Origin of the sequence: Actinoplanes campanulatus (assembly GCF_014647795.1) — a bacterium.
Taxonomy (GTDB): domain Bacteria; phylum Actinomycetota; class Actinomycetes; order Mycobacteriales; family Micromonosporaceae; genus Actinoplanes; species Actinoplanes campanulatus.
This window is the reverse complement of sequence record NZ_BMPW01000011.1, coordinates 1-15497: the sequence shown is the minus strand read 5'-3', so window position 1 is coordinate 15497 and position 15497 is coordinate 1. Positions and strand designations below refer to the sequence as shown.

Genomic DNA, 15497 nt, shown 5'->3' with positions numbered 1-15497 from the left:
GCCGCTACCCTTTCCGCTATGCCCGCATCACGCCTGCTGCGTATCGGCACCCGATCCTCCCCGATGGCGCTCGCTCAGGTCGAGCGTGTCCGCCGGATGCTCGCCGAGCGGCGACCAGAGGTGACCGTCGAGGTGGTGCCCCTCACCACCAGCGGCGACCGATGGCAGGGTGCGCTCTCCGAGCTGGGCGGCAAGGGCGCCTTCACCAAGGAGGTCGACCAGGCGCTGCTGGACGGGCGGGCCGACCTGGCCGTGCACTGCGTCAAGGACGTCCCGGGCGACCGGCCGGCGCCCGCGGGCACCGTGTTCGCCGCCTACCTGAGCCGGGACGACGTACGGGACTGCCTGGTCCACCCTGGAGGGCTGAGCCTCGACGACCTGCCGGCCGGGGCGCGCATCGGCACGTCGGCCGTCCGCCGCATCGCCCAGCTCGCCCTGCACTGGCCGCACCTGACCCCGGTGCCGATCCGCGGGAACGCCAACTCCCGCCTGGCCCGGCTCGACGCGGGAGAGTACGACGCGCTGCTCCTCGCGGTCTCCGGCCTGCACCGGATCGGCATGCCGTCACGTGTCGGGCACACGATCGACGTCGACACGTTCGTGCCCGCCGTCGGGAGCGGGACTCTCGTGCTGCAGTGCCGGCAGGACGACGAGGCGGCGCTGGAGATCGCGGAGCTTCTCGCCGACCCGCGGACCGGGCGGGAGACCGAGGCCGAGCGGACCATGCTGCACATCCTCCAGGGCAGCTGCCATTCGCCGATCGGTGGCTACGCGCGCACCGAGCCGGACGGGCGGATCAGCCTGCGGGCCCGGGTGATCAGCCTGGACGGCAAGATCGTGCTGGACGCGCACGAGTGGGCCACCGACCCGGTGGTGCTCGGGACGTCGGTGGCCGCCTCGCTGCTGCGCCAGGGCGCGCGGGAGATCCTCGGTTAGAAGTCCCGGAGCACCTCACGGGCCACGGCCGTGCCCAGCCGGTCGCCCAGGACGGTCGCCTCGCGGTAGTGCACGCCCGCCCAGATCCGGGCCAGCTGCACCTCGGCCTGGGCCTTCGCGAAGCTGTCGAAGTAGCGGGTGGTGCCGGAGTCCGGGCTGTAGGCGTGGAACGGAAGCCCGTCCCGGCCGAAGAAGGTCCGGAAACTGACCATCGTGGCCGAGGTGTAGCAGGCGTGCCCGGACGGCCACTCCGGCGACGGCGCGGTCACCCGCAGCGGCTGCCACGCGGGGTCGGCGACCGTGGCCGGGTTGCCGTCGGTGTCGGCCAGCCGGATCGCGGTCACCGGCCGCCACAGGTTCCAGCGGCGTTTCTGCTGGTAGCAGGAGATCAGCGCGTCGACGGTGGCCATGTCGGTCTGGGCGAACAGGCGGGCCGTCGCCAGGTTGCCGAGCCGCTGGCCGGTGGCCAGCACCCGCCGCATCTCCCACTCGACCATGTGGAAGTCGTCCCACCAGATCGCCGCCTCGGTCTGCTCCGGGGTGCGGTTCGTGCTGGTGGCTTTCACCTCGTTCAGTTGGCGGGCGTAGTCGGCGCTGGTCAGTACGGGCGGGCCGGGGACCCGGTAACGGCTCGGGTCGCTGATCACGAACGGTTTGAGGAACGCGTACCAGGCGCCGGTCTGGACGAAATTCGGCGGGGTGAGCCGGTACTCGCCCGGGACCTCGCTGACCGGCCAGGTCACGCTGGTGTCGAAGGCCCCGTCACCGGTCCGGTCGGCGATCATCGCGGCGGCGGTGGCCTCTCCGACGGCGATCCCGCCGCGCTTCGCGCGACCGTCCGGGATCCTGGCGAGCTCTTCCTCGTACCGTGCGCGCAACGCGTCGGCCTGAGCCGGGAAGAGCGAGACCAGCACCCGGTACGCCGAGGCGGCGACCGCCGCGGGAACCGAATCGCCGCGACGGCTCCGGGGCGCCACCAGGTACGGCTTGTAGGGGGCGCCGGTGATCGCGTTGACCGCGTCGAAGACGGCGCCCTGGACCATCGCGAAACTGCGGGACGCGGCGTTCGGCGTCTGCCGGCCGACGTCGTAGATGGCGGTCTGCGCGTGGATGTGCCAGGTGACGACGGCGTTGGGTGTCGTGGCGCCCCGCGCCACGGCCGGTGTGGCCCAGTTCAGTGAGGTCAGCGCCAGCGCGGTCGCGATGATCGCGCCAAGCGTGCTGCGGAGTACGCGTGCCATGGAACCCCCGATCGGTGCTTCCACACGAACGGGGTTCAGCCTTTCAGCCCGGACCCGACCGATTGCAATGCATTGACGGACTTCTTGCTAAGCCATTTACAGCCGCGGCCTTGCCGAACGCCTCGCAACGGACTCTGCCGCGGCCCTACCGCGCGTCTTTCGGTGGACGGACCACCGGGGCGGTCAGCGCCAGCGGGTCGGGCCGGTGGACGCCTCCCGGGCCGGAGCGCTCGGCGGCGATCTTCTCCTGGAGGCGCAGGATGCCGTGCAGCAGCGCCTCCGGCCGGGGCGGGCAGCCCGGCACGTAGACGTCGACCGGGATGATCTGGTCGACCCCCTTGGTGACCGAATACGAATCCCAATACGGCCCACCGCAGTTCGAGCAGGAGCCGAAGGAGATCACATACTTCGGCTCGGGCATCTGGTCGTAGAGCCGCTTGATGGCCGGCGCCATCTTGTCGGTGACCGTGCCGGAGACCACCATGAGGTCGGCCTGGCGCGGCCCGTGCGCGAACGGGATCACCCCGAGCCGCATGAAGTCGTGCCGCGCCATGCTCGACGCGATGAACTCGATCGCACAGCAGGCCAGCCCGAAGTTGAACACCCAGAGCGAATAGCGGCGCCCCCAGTTCAGCACGAACCGGATGGGTTCTCCGAGCACTCCAGGAAGGGCCACGGCGTCAACCTACTGCATCCGGGTACGGCTCGCTGAGCGTCATCGGGGTGCGCGCCACCTCGAGCACCCGCTCCGGGAAGCCCGGCCCCTCGGTGTAGTAGCGCGCCCGGGTCCGCCCGACCGGCGCCAGCAGACCGGCGGTGACCAGGTCCCGCAGATCGCGTTGTGCCTGCTGCAGGGTCAGTCCTTCGGCCTGCTCGTAGCGCGCCCGGCGGATGCGGCCGACCACCGCGACGTCGTGCAGTGCGGAGAGGACCCGCTCGTTCAGACCCGCCGGGCCGGCGAAGGACAGGAGCACCTCCCACACCGCGGCCGAACGGTCCATCCGACCCCGCACGGTTTGGGCCTGCTGGTGATAGGCGGTCAGATTGAACCGAATCCAGCCGGACACGTCCTGGTCCGGCCGGTAGGTGGCACCCCGGCGCTGCAACTCCTTGTAGTACTCCCAGGTGTTACCGGGGCGGCCCAGCCACGCTTCGATCGAGGAGAATTCCGGGGCGAGCACCCCCTCCCGCGCGATGAGCAGGGTCTGCAGGGAACGCGACATGCGGCCGTTACCGTCGGTCCACGGGTGAATCGACACCAGATGCAGGTGAGCCATCGCCGCCCGGACCAGCGGATGAGTGCCGTCGTCAGAGTTGAGCCACTCCACCAGTTCATCCATCAGCCCGGGCACATCGATGGCGGGAGGAGCGGTGTAGGCGGCGATGCCGGGGTCTCGGGGATCAGTGACGTAGACCGGGCCGCCGCGCCACTGGCCCGCGGGCTTGCGGGCGGTGTGCCGATGGCCCTGCAACATCCAGTGCAGCGCGTTGAGCAGGCTCTTGCTGTAGGTGAAGTCGGTGACGTCGTGCAGCGTCTGCACGTAGGTCATCATGCGCTGGTAGGCGAGCGTCTCCTCACGGTTTTCGTCGGAGACCTCGACATCACGTTCCCCGTCCATCAGGTCCTGGACATCAGCGGTGGACACGCGGAAACCCTCGATCGAATTCGAGGCGGCAATGGTGTCGGCCGTCAGGTATTTCCGCAGGCCATGCGTCCACCTAGCAGGGTTGGCCCGGATCTGATGTCGCATGGCCTGCCGCATCGCTTCGACGTCGGCCAGGACTTCCTGGTCGACCGCGGTCAGCGTGGGGGTTGGATACAGCACCGCCGCAGTCTATCTGAAGCAATCATCGCGTCATCGCGTCATTTGGTCGCGCCGGGCGCTGGAGCAGACTCAGGAAACCCGTCAGGAGCGCTTCGCGGAGGGCCGGTGGGGCCGCGTTCAGGATCGCGTTCACCGAGGCCATCTGGGTGAAGTCGCCGCCGGCCAGGCCCAGGCCCTCGGCCAGGGAGGCGATCAGCTCCGGGGTGATCATCTCGGGGGTGAGCGGGGGCAGCTCGGGCAGCTCGATCGGGCCCCGGGCCCTGGCTGCCTCGACCGCCGCGGTCAGGTCGGGGGCGAAGTCGGCGGCGGTCGCGCGGACAGCCGCGGTCACCGTGAGGTGGATGGTCGGCGGGAGGTCGGCATAGGCCATCTGCGGCTGGGTGTGCCAACCTCGGGCCGCCAGCTCGTCGGCCAGGACGAAAAGATCGACGCCGTCGGCGGCCAGGCAGACCACGCTGGTCTCGGGTGGGGCGTAGAGGCGGACGCCGTCGGTCGCCTCGACCGCGGCGGCCAGCATCGCGACCGCCTCGCGGGTGCGGGTGGCCAGCTCCAGGTAGCCGGTATCGCCGATGGAGCGCAGCGTGGCGAAGGCCGCGGCGACCGGGCCGCCCGAGCGGGTGGATGAGATCACCGGGTTGATCATGGTGTAGCCGGGCCAGTCGGCGTAGGCGAAATACTGCGGGCGGCGCAGCGCCTCGTCCCGGTGCAGCAGGATCGAGACGCCCTTCGGCGCATACGCGTATTTGTGCAGGTCGACCGAGATGCTCGTGACGCCGGGCACGGAGAGGTCGAAATCGGGCAGGTCGGCGCTGAGCCGCCGCAGATAGGGCAGGATCCAGCCGCCGAAGCACGCGTCCACGTGGAATCGCACGCCACGCTCGGCGGCGATGGCCGCCAGCTCGGGGATCGGATCGACCACGCCGTGCGCGTAGCTCGGGGCGGAGGCCGCGACCAGCACGGTCTCCGGGGTGATCGCGGCGGCCATCGCCACCGGATCGGCCCGCAGGTCCTTCACCGGCACGGTGTCGAGCTCCACCCGCAGGTAGTGCGCGGCCTTCGCGAAGGCCGCGTGTGCCGTGGCCGGGACGACCAGGCGTGGTCCGGCGATCTCGGGATGGGCGTCGCGGGCCGCCTTGACCGCCAGGATCAGCGACTCCGTCCCGCCGCTGGTCACGCTGCCGACCGTCGCCGGACCGCCGTGGAGCACCGTGGCGGCCGCGGCGACCAGGGCATTCTCCATCGCCAGCAGGGAGGGGAAGGCGGTCGGGTCGAGGCCGTTGACGTGCGCGGACGTGGCGTGGGCGGCCCGGGCCAGGTCGTCCAGGCCGTCCAGAGCGGGGTCGTAGACATAGGCGAAGAGGCGCCCGCCGTGTGTCGGCAGGTCACCACCGCGCAGCTCACGCAGCTCGGCGAGGATCTGCTCGCCCGGCACGCCCTTCTCCGGCAGCGCATTGATCATGCCCGCGACGCTACCCCTCCCGGGACGCCTACTTCTCGGTTGTCCACACCGGCGAGTTGTCCACAGGCCCACCGGCGGCGCCGGTCCGGTCGTCGTAGCGTCGCAGCAACAGCACGGCCGCGCCGACCAGCAGGGCCGGGACGACCGTGAAACCCAGCAGCACGCCGAGCCGCGCCGTGTCGCTCTGCACGGCCGATTCGCCGGTGGCCGACGAGACGTAGCCGAAGATCTGGAGGATCAATGCGTAGATACCGGGGCCGAGCGCCAGCCCGAGGGTCTCCCCCGCGGTCCACAGACCGGTGAAGACGCCGGCCTGGCGGCGGCCGGTGCGCTCGGTGTCGTGGGCGATGCAGTCCGGCAGCATCGCCATGGCGAACACCTGCTGACCCGCGTAGCCGGCGCCGACCAGCGCGACGATGAGATAGACCCCGACGCCGGGCAGAGCCGGGGCGGCGAGCAGGACCAGGGCCCCGGTGGCGAAGAGCAGCGACGCGGCCACGAGCGAGCGGAGTTTGCCGTGCCGCTTCCCGATCGCCGTCCAGAGCGGCATGACCAGCAGGGCCGGGCCGACGAAGGCGGCGAAGAGGAAGGTCGCGCCGGCCTCCTGGACGATCACGTGGTCGGCGAAGTACTTGACGCCGGCCAGCATGGTGCCGATGCCGGCCGCCTGCACGACCCAGCAGATCAGCAGAGCGAGGAAGGGGGCGTTACCGGCCGCCACGCGCAGTTGGGCACGGAGACTCGGCTCGGCGGCGGTGGCCGTGTGGGTGAGTGCTCCACGCGTACCGAAGAAGGTGGCGAGCGTGCCCGCGACGATGAGTGAGCCGATGAACGCGCCGGACCACCGGTGGCCCTCGCGGCCGCCGCCGGTCAGGTCGACCACCAGTGGCGCGAGTGCGCCGGAGACCAGGATGGTCAGCGCCAGGACGGCGACCCGCCAGGTCATCAGCCGGGTGCGCTCGGCGTAGCCGTCGGTCAGTTCGGCCGGCATCGCCACGTAGGGCACCTGGAAGAAGGCGAAGGCGGTGGCCGCCGCGAGGAAGGCGAAGGCGACGTAGGCGCCGGAAGCGCCCCCGCCGGGGAACGGCGCCGCGAAGATCGACGCGAAGAGGAGGCCCAGCAGCAGGCCGGCCACGAGCATGAACGGCCGGCGGGAGCCGGTGCGGTCGGAGATCCGGCCGGCCACCGGGTTGACGATGACGTCCCAAGCCTTCGGAAGGAGGACCAGCAATCCGGCGACACCCGCGGCAACACCGAGCGTGTCGGTCAGATAAGGCAGAAGAAGCAAACCGGGCACCGTGCCGAAGGCGCCCGTCACCACCGATCCGAGCGCATACCCAGCCAAAACGCCGCCGGGAAGAACACTCGTCCGGGTTACCTCGGGAGGGGGACCACTGGTCGTCATCGACGCGCATCGTAACCAAGATCGGGCGGTTTCTCCTACGCTCGCCGCATGAAAAGCGTTGCGGCCGGCGTCGCCGCCAGTCACCCGGCGACCGCACGCACGGGGGTCCGGATTCTGCAGGCCGGAGGGTCGGCCGCCGACGCGGCGGTGGGTGCCGTCCTGGCCTGTTGTGTCGCCGAAACGGTCTACACGGGGCTCGGCGGCGGCGGTTTCGCCACCTATTTCGAGGCGAGCACCGGCGAGGTCACCTGCCTCGACTTCTTCGTGGCGGTGCCCGGCCTGGACGGCGACCGGAAGCCGGAGGCGATGGTGGCGGTCGACGTGTTCTTCGGTGGGCTGCCACAGACCTACTCGATCGGCGGGGCGAGCGTGGCGGTCCCCGGGATTCCGGCCGGGCTGGGCGAGGTGCACCGGCGCTGGGGCCGGTTGCCGTGGCCGGAGGTGGTGGCGCCGGCCGCGGGGCTGGCGCGGACCGGGGTGCTGCTGCCCGCCGCGCACGCACGCACGCTGGAGTCGTGTGCGCCGGCGCTGGCGTACGGCGAGGGGGCGGCGCTCTACCAGCCGGGTGGACGGCTGCTCCAGGGCGACGAACTGCTCTTCCACCCGGGGCTGGCGACCGCGATGGACGCCCTCGCCGGTGACGGGCCGGAGGTGTTCTACACCGGGGCGTACGCCGACGTGCTGGTGGAGACGGTCCGGGCGGCCGGCGGCGCGATCGGGCCGGCCGACCTGGCCGAGTACCGGGTGCACGAGACGCCGGTGGACCACGCCACGATGGCCGGGTACCGGGTGCACGCCCGGCACGACCTGAACCGGACGGTCGACACGATCGGGGCGCTGCCGGACGACCTGTCCCGCCCCGGACGGGCCCCTGGGGTGGCGTCCGCGCTGCTCAACCGGGGTAAGCAGCGGCTCGGTGACACCACCAACGTGTCGGTGGTGGACCCCGAGGGGAACGCCTGCGTCATCACCACGACGCTGGGCCTCGGCGCCGGGGTGTGGCTGCCCGGCCTCGGCATCAACCTGAACTCGATGCTCGGCGAGGGTGAGCTGCTCACCGACGATCTGGTGCCGGGGCGGCGGATGTCGTCGTACATGTGCCCGCTCGTGGTGATCGCCCCGGACGGTGGGCTGGCCGTGGCGGCGGGGTCGGCGGGGGCGTCGCGGATCCGTACCGCGCTGGTCGACACGCTGCTCGGGGTGCTGGTCGACGGGCTGAGTGTGCCGGAGGCGATCGCCCGGCCGCGTTTCCACGTCGTCGAGGACACCGTGCACGCCGAAGCCGGCTGCCCGCCCGCGGAACTCGCGGCGCTGGCGGACACCGGCTGGCAGATCGTCGAGTGGCCGGAGATCAACCACTACTTCGGCGGGGTGACGGCGGTGGGCCGGGTCGGGGCGGCCGGCGACCCACGCCGCGGCGGCGTGGGCCTACTGCTCTGACCGGGCACCGCGGCGGAGTGGATCTACTGCTCTGACCAGGCGCGACGGCGGGGCTGCGGCAACCCGTCCCGGTCGTGGGCGGCGGTAGGGCGGCCGGCCGCGGGCAGTGCGACGACCGCGCGGGACCGGCGGTGGGCTGTCGTGGTCACATGCGGCGGGCGGCGATGGCTTCGGCGTCGGCGGCGGTTTCGCGGAGGGCCACCTCGATCGGGGTGGCGGTCAGGCCGAAGGTGCGTTCGGTGAGGGACGAGTCGAGGATGAACGGCGCGTAGAACTGGTAGTCCATCTCGGCCAGCTCGCGGGCGATCGGGACGGCCAGGCCGGCGGCGCGCATCACGAAGCGCGGCAGTCTGCGGATCTTGATTTTGGGCTGGCCGGTCATCACGGCGTAGCGGTCGGCCAGTTCGCGGATGGTGATCGCGGCCGGGGACGGCACGTGCCACGCCCTGCCCCACGCCCGCTCGTCGGCGGCCAGCTCGACCAGGGCGCGGGCCATGTCGCCGGTGTAGGTGAAGGTGTGCGGCACGTCGACGTCGGCCGGCGCCCAGGCGGTGCGGCCCGCGGCCATGGCCGGGAGCAGGACGGCGGAGAAGACGCCCGCCGCGCCCGCGCCGAGGTAGTCGGAGCCGCGGGCCTCGACGGTGCGGACCCCGGAAGCCAGCGCGTCCTGCCACATCCGGCTGCGGATCCGGCCCTTGCGACCGGTCGCGGCCGGCGGGGTGCTCTCGGTCATCAGGCCGCCGGGCTGCGGCCCGTAGCCATACAGGTTGCCGGTGATGGCGTAGACCGCGCCGGCCGACTCGGCCGCGGCGATCATCGCGTTGTTCATCGGGAACCACTTGGTGGCCCACTCGGTGTACTTCGGGTTCGCGCAGTTGTAGACGACCGCGGAGCCGGCGGCCAGCTCGGTGAGGCGATGCGCGTCCGACGCGTCGGCGGCGACCCGCTCGATCAGCGGATGCTCCGGGCCGCCGCCGCTGCGGGTGACGATCCGGACGGTCTCGCCCCGCTCGGCCAGCAAGCGGGCGACCGAGGAGCCGATGGGGCCGGAACCGACGACGAGGTGCATGGCGTTCTCCTTTGCGAGCAGTGCTCTCTGTCGAGAACAACAGTCGCATGGGATTCAATGAAAGGCAAGAGCACTGCTCTCGTTGTGGCACACTGGTCCGCATGAGCGCCGCCAACCTGCGGGCCCGGGTCCGGGCCGAGATGACCGAAGAGATCAAGTCGGTGGCCCGCCGCCACCTGGCCACCGACGGGGCCAACCTGTCGTTGCGTGCGGTCGCCCGCGACCTCGGCATGGCCTCGTCGGCCGTCTATCGGTACTTCGCGAGCCGGGACGACCTGCTCACGGCACTGATCATCGACGCGTACGACGCGGTCGGCGAGGCGGCCGAGCAGGCGGCGGCCGGCGCGGACAGTCCGCTGGAGAGGTGGCTGGCCGCCGGGCACGCGGCACGGGAATGGGCGGTCGCCAACCCGCACGAATGGGCGCTGATCTACGGCAGCCCGGTCCCGGGATACGCCGCGCCCCGGGACACCGTCGTGCCGGCGACCCGGGTGCTGCTGCTTCTCGGCCGGACGATCGCGGAGGCGTACGCGAGCGGGGTGATCGTCGAGCGACCACCGCTGACCGGGCGTTTCGCTGAAGAGCTCGAGCCGATCGCGGCCGCCTACCATCCCGGGGTGCCGGCGCGCGTCATCGCCGACACCATCGCCGCGTTCTTCCAGATCTGCGGCGCCATCAGCTTCGAGCTGTTCGGCCAGCTGAAGAACTCGGTCGAGGAGGACCGCCGGGGCTTCTTCGACTACCAGCTGCGCGCCGCGGCGACCCTGGCCGGGCTCACGCTGTGAGACGCGCGGATCGGGCCGGCCGGGCGTCCCCGGCGACGCCAGGAGGCGTGCAAGCCATGCCCGCCGGGTCTCCCCGGCGACGCCAGGAGGCGTGCAAGCCATGCCCGCCGGGCGTCCCCGGCGACGCTAGGAGGCGTGCAGGACGTGGCCGCCGGGCGTCTCCGGCGGCACGTCCGGGCGGCCGAAATAGCGCGCCGCCAGCGCCGCCGGGCCCAGATCCTCGATCCGCGTGAAACCGCGCCCGCGCAGGTCGGCGACGATCTTCCCGGGCTCGAAGTAGTTGAGCCACGGCTCGCCCAGCCGCGCCACCCGTTCGGCGCGTGCCTCCAGATGGGCACGCCGCTCACCGACCATCCGATCGGGTGACTGCGCGTAGTCGAAGACCACCTCGTGCCCGGCTGTCACGTCCAGCGTCGCGGCGAACCCCTCGGCGGTCAGGTAGGGCACCACGCCCAGCCAGAGGAAGAAGGCCGGACCGTCCAGCGGCAGCCGGCCGGCCAGTGACTCCTTCTCGAAGTCGACACCGATGTGACGCACCGTGCCCGGAACGGCGATGCCCGCCGCGGCCAGCCGTTCCCGCTTCCACTCCTGCGTGTCCGGATGATCCACTTCGATCACCGACAGGCCCGGATGCGGGTTGCGGTAGGCGAACGTGTCCAGGCCCGCGCCCAGCACCACCACCTGCCGCACGCCACGATCCACGGCAGCGGCCAGCGCGTCCTCCGCGAACCGGTGCCGGGCCGCGATGAACAGCCGCATGCCGCGGCGCGGGGCGTCGGCCAGGAGATCCGCTTCCGCTTCACCCAGCATCGGTACGGCCAGAGCGTCCGCGAAGATCGAACCGCCTTCGAGCAGCTGATGGGCGGCGCGATAGCGGGCCGCGCTCCACGCTGTACGGCTCGGCGAACCCGCTTTCACCGCACACCTCGCCGCACCGGCGCGCCCGGCCCGGATCGGCCCGTCACCAGGGCATCCAGCCGGCGTCGGCCATCAGCACCCGGTCGCCGCGCATCGGCACGCCCTCGGCCGTCAGCAGCGCCCTGGCCCGCGCCTCGTGACCGGGTGGGAGCCGGCCGCCGCCGCTGCACACCCGGTGCCACGGGACGCCGCCGCCGTGCAGCGCCATGATCCGGCCGACCTGGCGGGGCGAGTTGCGGCCGGACCGGTCGGCCAGGGCCTCGGCGATCGCGCCGTACGACATGACCCGTCCCTCGGGGATGCTCTCCACCAGGGTCAGGACCTCTTCGACGTACTCCTGCGGTGTCATCACCCGCCACGATATGGGATCTGACAACGATCGACACCGGCCTGCCGAGCACAATGGGCCGGGTGCGGGAAGTGGTGACCGGTGCGCGCCGGATCGTGGTGAAGGTGGGGTCGTCCTCGCTGACCACCGCGACGGGCGGCATCGACGAGCAACGGGTCGACGCCCTGGTCGACGTGCTGGGCGCGCTGGCGACCGGCGGGCGTGAGGTGGTGCTGGTGTCCAGCGGCGCGATCGCCGCCGGGCTGGCCCCGCTGCAACTGCGCCGCCGACCGCGTGACCTGGCCACCCAGCAGGCCGCCGCATCGGTCGGCCAGGGTCTGCTGATCGGGCGGTATGCGGCGGGGTTCGCCCGGCACGGGCTGACCGTCGGGCAGGTGCTGCTCACCGTCGACGACGTGACCCGGCGGGCGCACTATCGCAACGCGTACCGGACGTTGCGCAAACTGCTCGACCTGGGTGCTCTGCCGATCGTCAACGAGAACGACACGGTCGCCACCGAGGAGATCCGGTTCGGCGACAACGACCGGCTCGCCGCCCTGGTCGCCGCGCTCGCCCACGCCGATCTGCTGGTGCTGCTCTCCGACGTGGACGCCCTCTACACCGGCAACCCGTCGGACCCGGCGTCCCGGAAGATCTCGCTGGTCCGCGACGACAACGATCTCGAGGGCATCACGATCGGCTCGGCCGGGAAATCCGGGGTCGGCACCGGCGGCATGGTGACCAAGGTGGAGGCCGCCCGGATCGCCACCGGGTTCGGCATCCCGGTGGTGCTGACCGCCGCCCCGCTGGCCGGGCCGGCGCTGGCCGGCGAGGAGGTCGGCACCCTCTTCCAGGCTTCCGCGTCCCGTCCGGCGGCCCGGCTGTTCTGGCTGGCCCACGCCACCGCGCCGCGCGGACGCCTGCACCTCGACGAGGGCGCGGTCGCGGCCGTGGTGGCCCGCCGCAAGTCGCTGCTCCCGGCCGGGATCACCGCGGTCGACGGGTCCTTCGCGGCCGGCGACCCGGTGGATCTGGTGGACGCCGGGTCCGGGACACCGGTGGCGCGCGGCCTGGTCAACTACGACGCCATCGAGCTCCCGGCGCTGCTCGGACGGTCCACACCAGAGTTGGCAGCGGAACTCGGGCCGGGATATGAACGAGAAGTCGTGCACCGGGACGATCTGGTGCTGCTTTAGCCGTACCCCTCATCTTGTTTGATCTTTGAAAGGTTTGCCATGAGCGTGCTGGAGCAGGCCTCCGCGGCCCGGATCGCCTCATTCGACCTGGCCGCGGCCACCCGTGCCGAGAAGGACCGGGCTCTGCTGCTGATGGCCGACCGGCTGGTCGAGCGGACCGACGACATCGTGCACGCCAATGGTGTCGACGTGGCGACCGCGCGGGAGAACGACACCTCCGAGGCGATGATCGACCGGCTGGTGCTGACGCCGGAGCGGATCGCCGCGATGGCTGACGGCCTGCGCCAGCTCGCCGCCCTGCCGGACCCGATCGGTGACGTGGTCCGCGGCTCGACGCTGGCGAACGGGCTGGAGCTGCGGCAGGTCCGGGTGCCGTTCGGCGTGGTCGGCATGATCTACGAGGGCCGGCCGAACGTGACGGCCGACGCCGCCGGCATCTGCCTCAAGTCCGGCAACGCGGCCCTGCTGCGCGGCTCCGGCTCGGCCTTCTCGTCGAACGCCGCGATCGTCTCGGTGCTGCGCAAAGCGGTCGCCGACGCGGGCCTGCCGGCCGACACCATCCAGCTGCTCGACGCCACCACCCGCGACTCGGTGAAGGAGCTGATGCGGGCCCGCGGCCTGGTCGACGTGCTGATCCCGCGCGGCGGCGCCTCGCTGATCAAAACCGTGGTGGAGCAGTCGACGGTGCCGGTGATCGAGACCGGAGTGGGCAACTGCCATGTGTACGTGGACGCCGCCGCCGACCTGGAGAAGGCTCTCGCCATCGTGCTCAACTCGAAGGTGCACCGCTGCTCGGTGTGCAACTCGGCGGAGTCGCTGCTGGTGAATGCCGAGATCGCGGACTCGTTCCTGCCCCTGGTCCTGGACGAGTTGGAGGCCGCCGGCGTCACCGTGCACGGCGACCCGCGGGTGGCCGGCTACAGCGACGCGGTGGTTCCGGCCACCGAGGAGGACTGGGGCACGGAATTCCTGTCCCTGGACATGTCGGTCGCCGTGGTCGACACGCTGGAGGACGCGCTGGACCACATCCGCCGGTACGGCACCGGCCACACCGAGGCCATCGTCAGCGAGTCGGTCGCCGCGACCAGGCGGTTCGTGGCCGGTGTCGACGCGGCCGCCGTGATGGTGAACGCGTCGACCCGGTTCACCGACGGCGGCGAGTTCGGCTTCGGCGCGGAGATCGGCATCAGCACGCAGAAGCTGCACGCCCGTGGCCCGATGGGTCTGCCGGAGCTGACCTCGACGAAGTACATCGTGACCGGCAACGGCCACACCCGGAGCTGAGCCCGGTAGAACTAACGCTCTGCTATCAGGGCGCAACTACTCTCCGCTGTCATGGCCTGCTCGACGATGCCGGGATCCCGGTGAGCAGGCCATGATGTACATCACGGGCAAACAGGGCTTCTGCCGCAAATCTCGCCCGTCGACCGTGCCATGCATCCGTCCCGAGAGTGCGCTCACGATCCAAAGTCGAGAGCGAAAACTCCTTGCCGGTCAACGCTTCCATAGGGTCCCGCGCCGATTCACAGGTCTACGGGTGAGCGGCGATGCGATCGCGATGAATACGGCAGCGGTCACGATGAGTGATCACCTCCGCTGCACAGTGCAATCGGGTCTATGTCACTCGGTGTTGCGCCCCCAAGGGAACTCCCAGGTACGGTGCGTGAGCTGTCTTTACCGCGTACGGGCTTGGAAGGAGATGTTGTGACGCGCTTTGTCACGGGTTCGACCCGCGCCGAATTATGCATCACCTCGATTCGGGTCATCTCGAACTAAGAGATCCCACGCGATTTTCGAAGCTGCGGATTTCGACACCTCCTTCCCATCAACGTTGGCACTCTGGATGCGCCCAGCGCATATCAGCGGGCCGGCCCGACCCCGCGTCGAAGGATTATGTTCACCCTATTGAACTTCGGGGCGTCACCGTTTCGCGCCCTCTTCCTGCTGGTATTGATCGTCTTCGGGCTGACTGTTCTTTCGAACATCGTCGCCGCGACGACCAGTCACCTGATAGACCGCAGGACGAAACGACTGATCGAGCGCTACGGGAGCCACCATGGGTAAGACGTCACGCACGGGCCGATTCCGCGCTCGAATGACGAGCATTTCAGCGCTCGCCCTCGTCATGGTTACCAGTGGCCTCTTTTCGGCGTACGCCTCGGCGAACACGTACGAGGCCATGGCCAACCGCGACATACCGGTGTCCGACGTGGTCGAGAGCGTCCGCTTCACGTCCGACGAGGCTACGGAAGACCAGCTGGTCAATGCCTATCGCGCGACGTACAGCCCGGGCATGTTCGGCACCCCCGAGATGATCAAACTCCCCGAGGCCGGCAAGCACATCCGCATCACACCGGCCACGTATCACAGTGGGCAGTGGAAGGCGACCAAGGGCATCGCTCACACCTTTCTGAACGCCGGCCCGCGCCAGAAGGTATTCGGCAGCGCCTTCATCTACATGCGCCTGAACACGCTGACCACGAAGAATCTGGGTCAGGTATACCCGGGTGACCTGGTGAACATCGTCACGACCCAGGGCTGGCAGCTCGGTTACCGGGTGACCGCGGTCGGCACGGACGTTTCGCAGTTGAAGCCCTTTGACGAAGCATCGGACTCGGCGATCGTGGTCACCTTCATAGATGACACCACGGGTGCCGTCTCCTGCTTCATCGCCCACCTTTCGAAGGTCGGAGACCGCACCTGATGGATTCGGCGACCCTCTACGAAGTCATTCGCAACACCACTCGGCTGTTCGCCGTCCTGATGCTCGTCAAGTACACCCTCTTTCTGCTGGCCTCACCGTTTCACCACACGAAAGAGGCGATGCGGAGACTGCGCGCAGGGCTATTGCATTCTCACGGCGCGGGGCGCTGAACAGGGATTTCGTGGGGTGA

15 protein-coding genes are annotated in these 15497 nt (G+C 70.6%); 7 read left to right on the top strand and 8 right to left on the bottom strand.

Annotated elements, in window-relative coordinates; genetic code table 11:
• Window positions 1–18: 18 nt before the first annotated feature.
• Complete coding sequence (gene hemC, locus IEZ13_RS21495; protein ID WP_183222790.1) at window positions 19–936, top strand: hydroxymethylbilane synthase; 918 nt, start codon at window positions 19–21, stop codon at window positions 934–936.
• Here the strand turns inward: hemC and IEZ13_RS21490 are convergent.
• From IEZ13_RS21490 to IEZ13_RS21470, 5 genes are all read right to left on the bottom strand, one after another.
• Window positions 933–2177 carry a vanadium-dependent haloperoxidase gene (locus IEZ13_RS21490; RefSeq protein WP_183222789.1) on the bottom strand — a complete coding sequence of 415 codons (1245 nt, stop codon included), beginning with the start codon at window positions 2175–2177 and terminating at the stop codon, window positions 933–935. The genes hemC and IEZ13_RS21490 overlap by 4 nt on opposite strands.
• A gap of 145 nt (window positions 2178–2322) precedes the next feature.
• Window positions 2323–2853, bottom strand: coding sequence for an NADH-quinone oxidoreductase subunit B (locus tag IEZ13_RS21485; RefSeq protein WP_183222788.1), 531 nt, complete (start codon window positions 2851–2853; stop codon window positions 2323–2325).
• Window positions 2854–2857: 4 nt separating this feature from the next.
• Window positions 2858–4003 carry a Fic family protein gene (locus IEZ13_RS21480; protein ID WP_183222787.1) on the bottom strand — a complete coding sequence of 382 codons (1146 nt, stop codon included), beginning with the start codon at window positions 4001–4003 and terminating at the stop codon, window positions 2858–2860.
• A 22-nt stretch (window positions 4004–4025) separates the two neighbouring features.
• The gene (locus IEZ13_RS21475; protein ID WP_183222786.1) at window positions 4026–5462 is read right to left on the bottom strand and encodes a pyridoxal phosphate-dependent decarboxylase family protein; all 1437 of its coding nucleotides are present in this window, start codon (window positions 5460–5462) and stop codon (window positions 4026–4028) included.
• Between the two features lie 28 nt (window positions 5463–5490).
• Window positions 5491–6867: an MFS transporter gene (locus IEZ13_RS21470; RefSeq protein WP_183222785.1), complete on the bottom strand. Its 1377-nt coding sequence runs from the start codon at window positions 6865–6867 to the stop codon at window positions 5491–5493.
• A gap of 48 nt (window positions 6868–6915) precedes the next feature.
• Here IEZ13_RS21470 and IEZ13_RS21465 point away from each other — a divergent pair, with 48 nt between their 5' ends.
• On the top strand, window positions 6916–8307 hold the full coding sequence (locus IEZ13_RS21465; RefSeq protein WP_183222784.1) for a gamma-glutamyltransferase: 1392 nt from the start codon (window positions 6916–6918) through the stop codon (window positions 8305–8307).
• Between the two features lie 145 nt (window positions 8308–8452).
• Here the strand turns inward: IEZ13_RS21465 and IEZ13_RS21460 are convergent, their stop codons facing one another.
• Window positions 8453–9376 (bottom strand): NAD-dependent epimerase/dehydratase family protein, encoded by a 924-nt coding sequence (locus tag IEZ13_RS21460; protein WP_183222783.1) that lies wholly within the window; start codon window positions 9374–9376, stop codon window positions 8453–8455.
• A gap of 101 nt (window positions 9377–9477) precedes the next feature.
• On the opposite strand from IEZ13_RS21460, the gene IEZ13_RS21455 reads away from it, so the two are divergent.
• A complete protein-coding gene (locus tag IEZ13_RS21455; RefSeq protein ID WP_183222782.1) occupies window positions 9478–10161 on the top strand; it encodes a TetR/AcrR family transcriptional regulator in 684 nt (227 codons plus the stop codon).
• 126 nt (window positions 10162–10287) lie between these two features.
• On the opposite strand, the gene IEZ13_RS21450 is transcribed toward IEZ13_RS21455, so the two are convergent.
• Together IEZ13_RS21450 and IEZ13_RS21445 are read right to left on the bottom strand one after the other, a co-directional pair.
• Complete coding sequence (locus IEZ13_RS21450; RefSeq protein WP_183222781.1) at window positions 10288–11079, bottom strand: class I SAM-dependent methyltransferase; 792 nt, start codon at window positions 11077–11079, stop codon at window positions 10288–10290.
• Between the two features lie 43 nt (window positions 11080–11122).
• Window positions 11123–11428: an MGMT family protein gene (locus tag IEZ13_RS21445; RefSeq protein WP_183222780.1), complete on the bottom strand. Its 306-nt coding sequence runs from the start codon at window positions 11426–11428 to the stop codon at window positions 11123–11125.
• Window positions 11429–11490: 62 nt separating this feature from the next.
• Here IEZ13_RS21445 and proB point away from each other — a divergent pair, with 62 nt between their 5' ends.
• From proB to IEZ13_RS21425, 4 genes are all read left to right on the top strand, one after another.
• Window positions 11491–12603 (top strand): glutamate 5-kinase, encoded by a 1113-nt coding sequence (gene proB / locus IEZ13_RS21440; RefSeq protein ID WP_183222779.1) that lies wholly within the window; start codon window positions 11491–11493, stop codon window positions 12601–12603.
• 39 nt (window positions 12604–12642) lie between these two features.
• Complete coding sequence (locus tag IEZ13_RS21435; RefSeq protein ID WP_183222778.1) at window positions 12643–13887, top strand: glutamate-5-semialdehyde dehydrogenase; 1245 nt, start codon at window positions 12643–12645, stop codon at window positions 13885–13887.
• 772 nt (window positions 13888–14659) lie between these two features.
• Window positions 14660–15307 carry a hypothetical protein gene (locus IEZ13_RS21430; RefSeq protein ID WP_183222777.1) on the top strand — a complete coding sequence of 216 codons (648 nt, stop codon included), beginning with the start codon at window positions 14660–14662 and terminating at the stop codon, window positions 15305–15307.
• Window positions 15307–15477: a hypothetical protein gene (locus IEZ13_RS21425; RefSeq protein ID WP_183222776.1), complete on the top strand. Its 171-nt coding sequence runs from the start codon at window positions 15307–15309 to the stop codon at window positions 15475–15477. Before IEZ13_RS21430 ends, IEZ13_RS21425 begins: the two co-directional genes overlap by 1 nt.
• The last annotated feature ends 20 nt before the right edge of the window (window positions 15478–15497 follow it).

Bases quoted from the DNA above. Each gene is read 5' to 3' on its own strand.
- hemC (WP_183222790.1), top strand. From the start codon at position 19: ATGCCCGCATCACGCCTGCTGCGTATCGGCACCCGATCCTCCCCGATG.
- IEZ13_RS21490 (WP_183222789.1), bottom strand. From the start codon at position 2,177: ATGGCACGCGTACTCCGCAGCACGCTTGGCGCGATCATCGCGACCGCG.
- IEZ13_RS21475 (WP_183222786.1), bottom strand. From the start codon at position 5,462: ATGATCAATGCGCTGCCGGAGAAGGGCGTGCCGGGCGAGCAGATCCTC.
- IEZ13_RS21470 (WP_183222785.1), bottom strand. From the start codon at position 6,867: ATGACGACCAGTGGTCCCCCTCCCGAGGTAACCCGGACGAGTGTTCTT.
- IEZ13_RS21465 (WP_183222784.1), top strand. From the start codon at position 6,916: ATGAAAAGCGTTGCGGCCGGCGTCGCCGCCAGTCACCCGGCGACCGCA.
- IEZ13_RS21460 (WP_183222783.1), bottom strand. From the start codon at position 9,376: ATGCACCTCGTCGTCGGTTCCGGCCCCATCGGCTCCTCGGTCGCCCGC.
- IEZ13_RS21455 (WP_183222782.1), top strand. From the start codon at position 9,478: ATGAGCGCCGCCAACCTGCGGGCCCGGGTCCGGGCCGAGATGACCGAA.
- IEZ13_RS21445 (WP_183222780.1), bottom strand. From the start codon at position 11,428: ATGACACCGCAGGAGTACGTCGAAGAGGTCCTGACCCTGGTGGAGAGC.
- IEZ13_RS21435 (WP_183222778.1), top strand. From the start codon at position 12,643: ATGAGCGTGCTGGAGCAGGCCTCCGCGGCCCGGATCGCCTCATTCGAC.
- IEZ13_RS21430 (WP_183222777.1), top strand. From the start codon at position 14,660: ATGGGTAAGACGTCACGCACGGGCCGATTCCGCGCTCGAATGACGAGC.
- IEZ13_RS21425 (WP_183222776.1), top strand. From the start codon at position 15,307: ATGGATTCGGCGACCCTCTACGAAGTCATTCGCAACACCACTCGGCTG.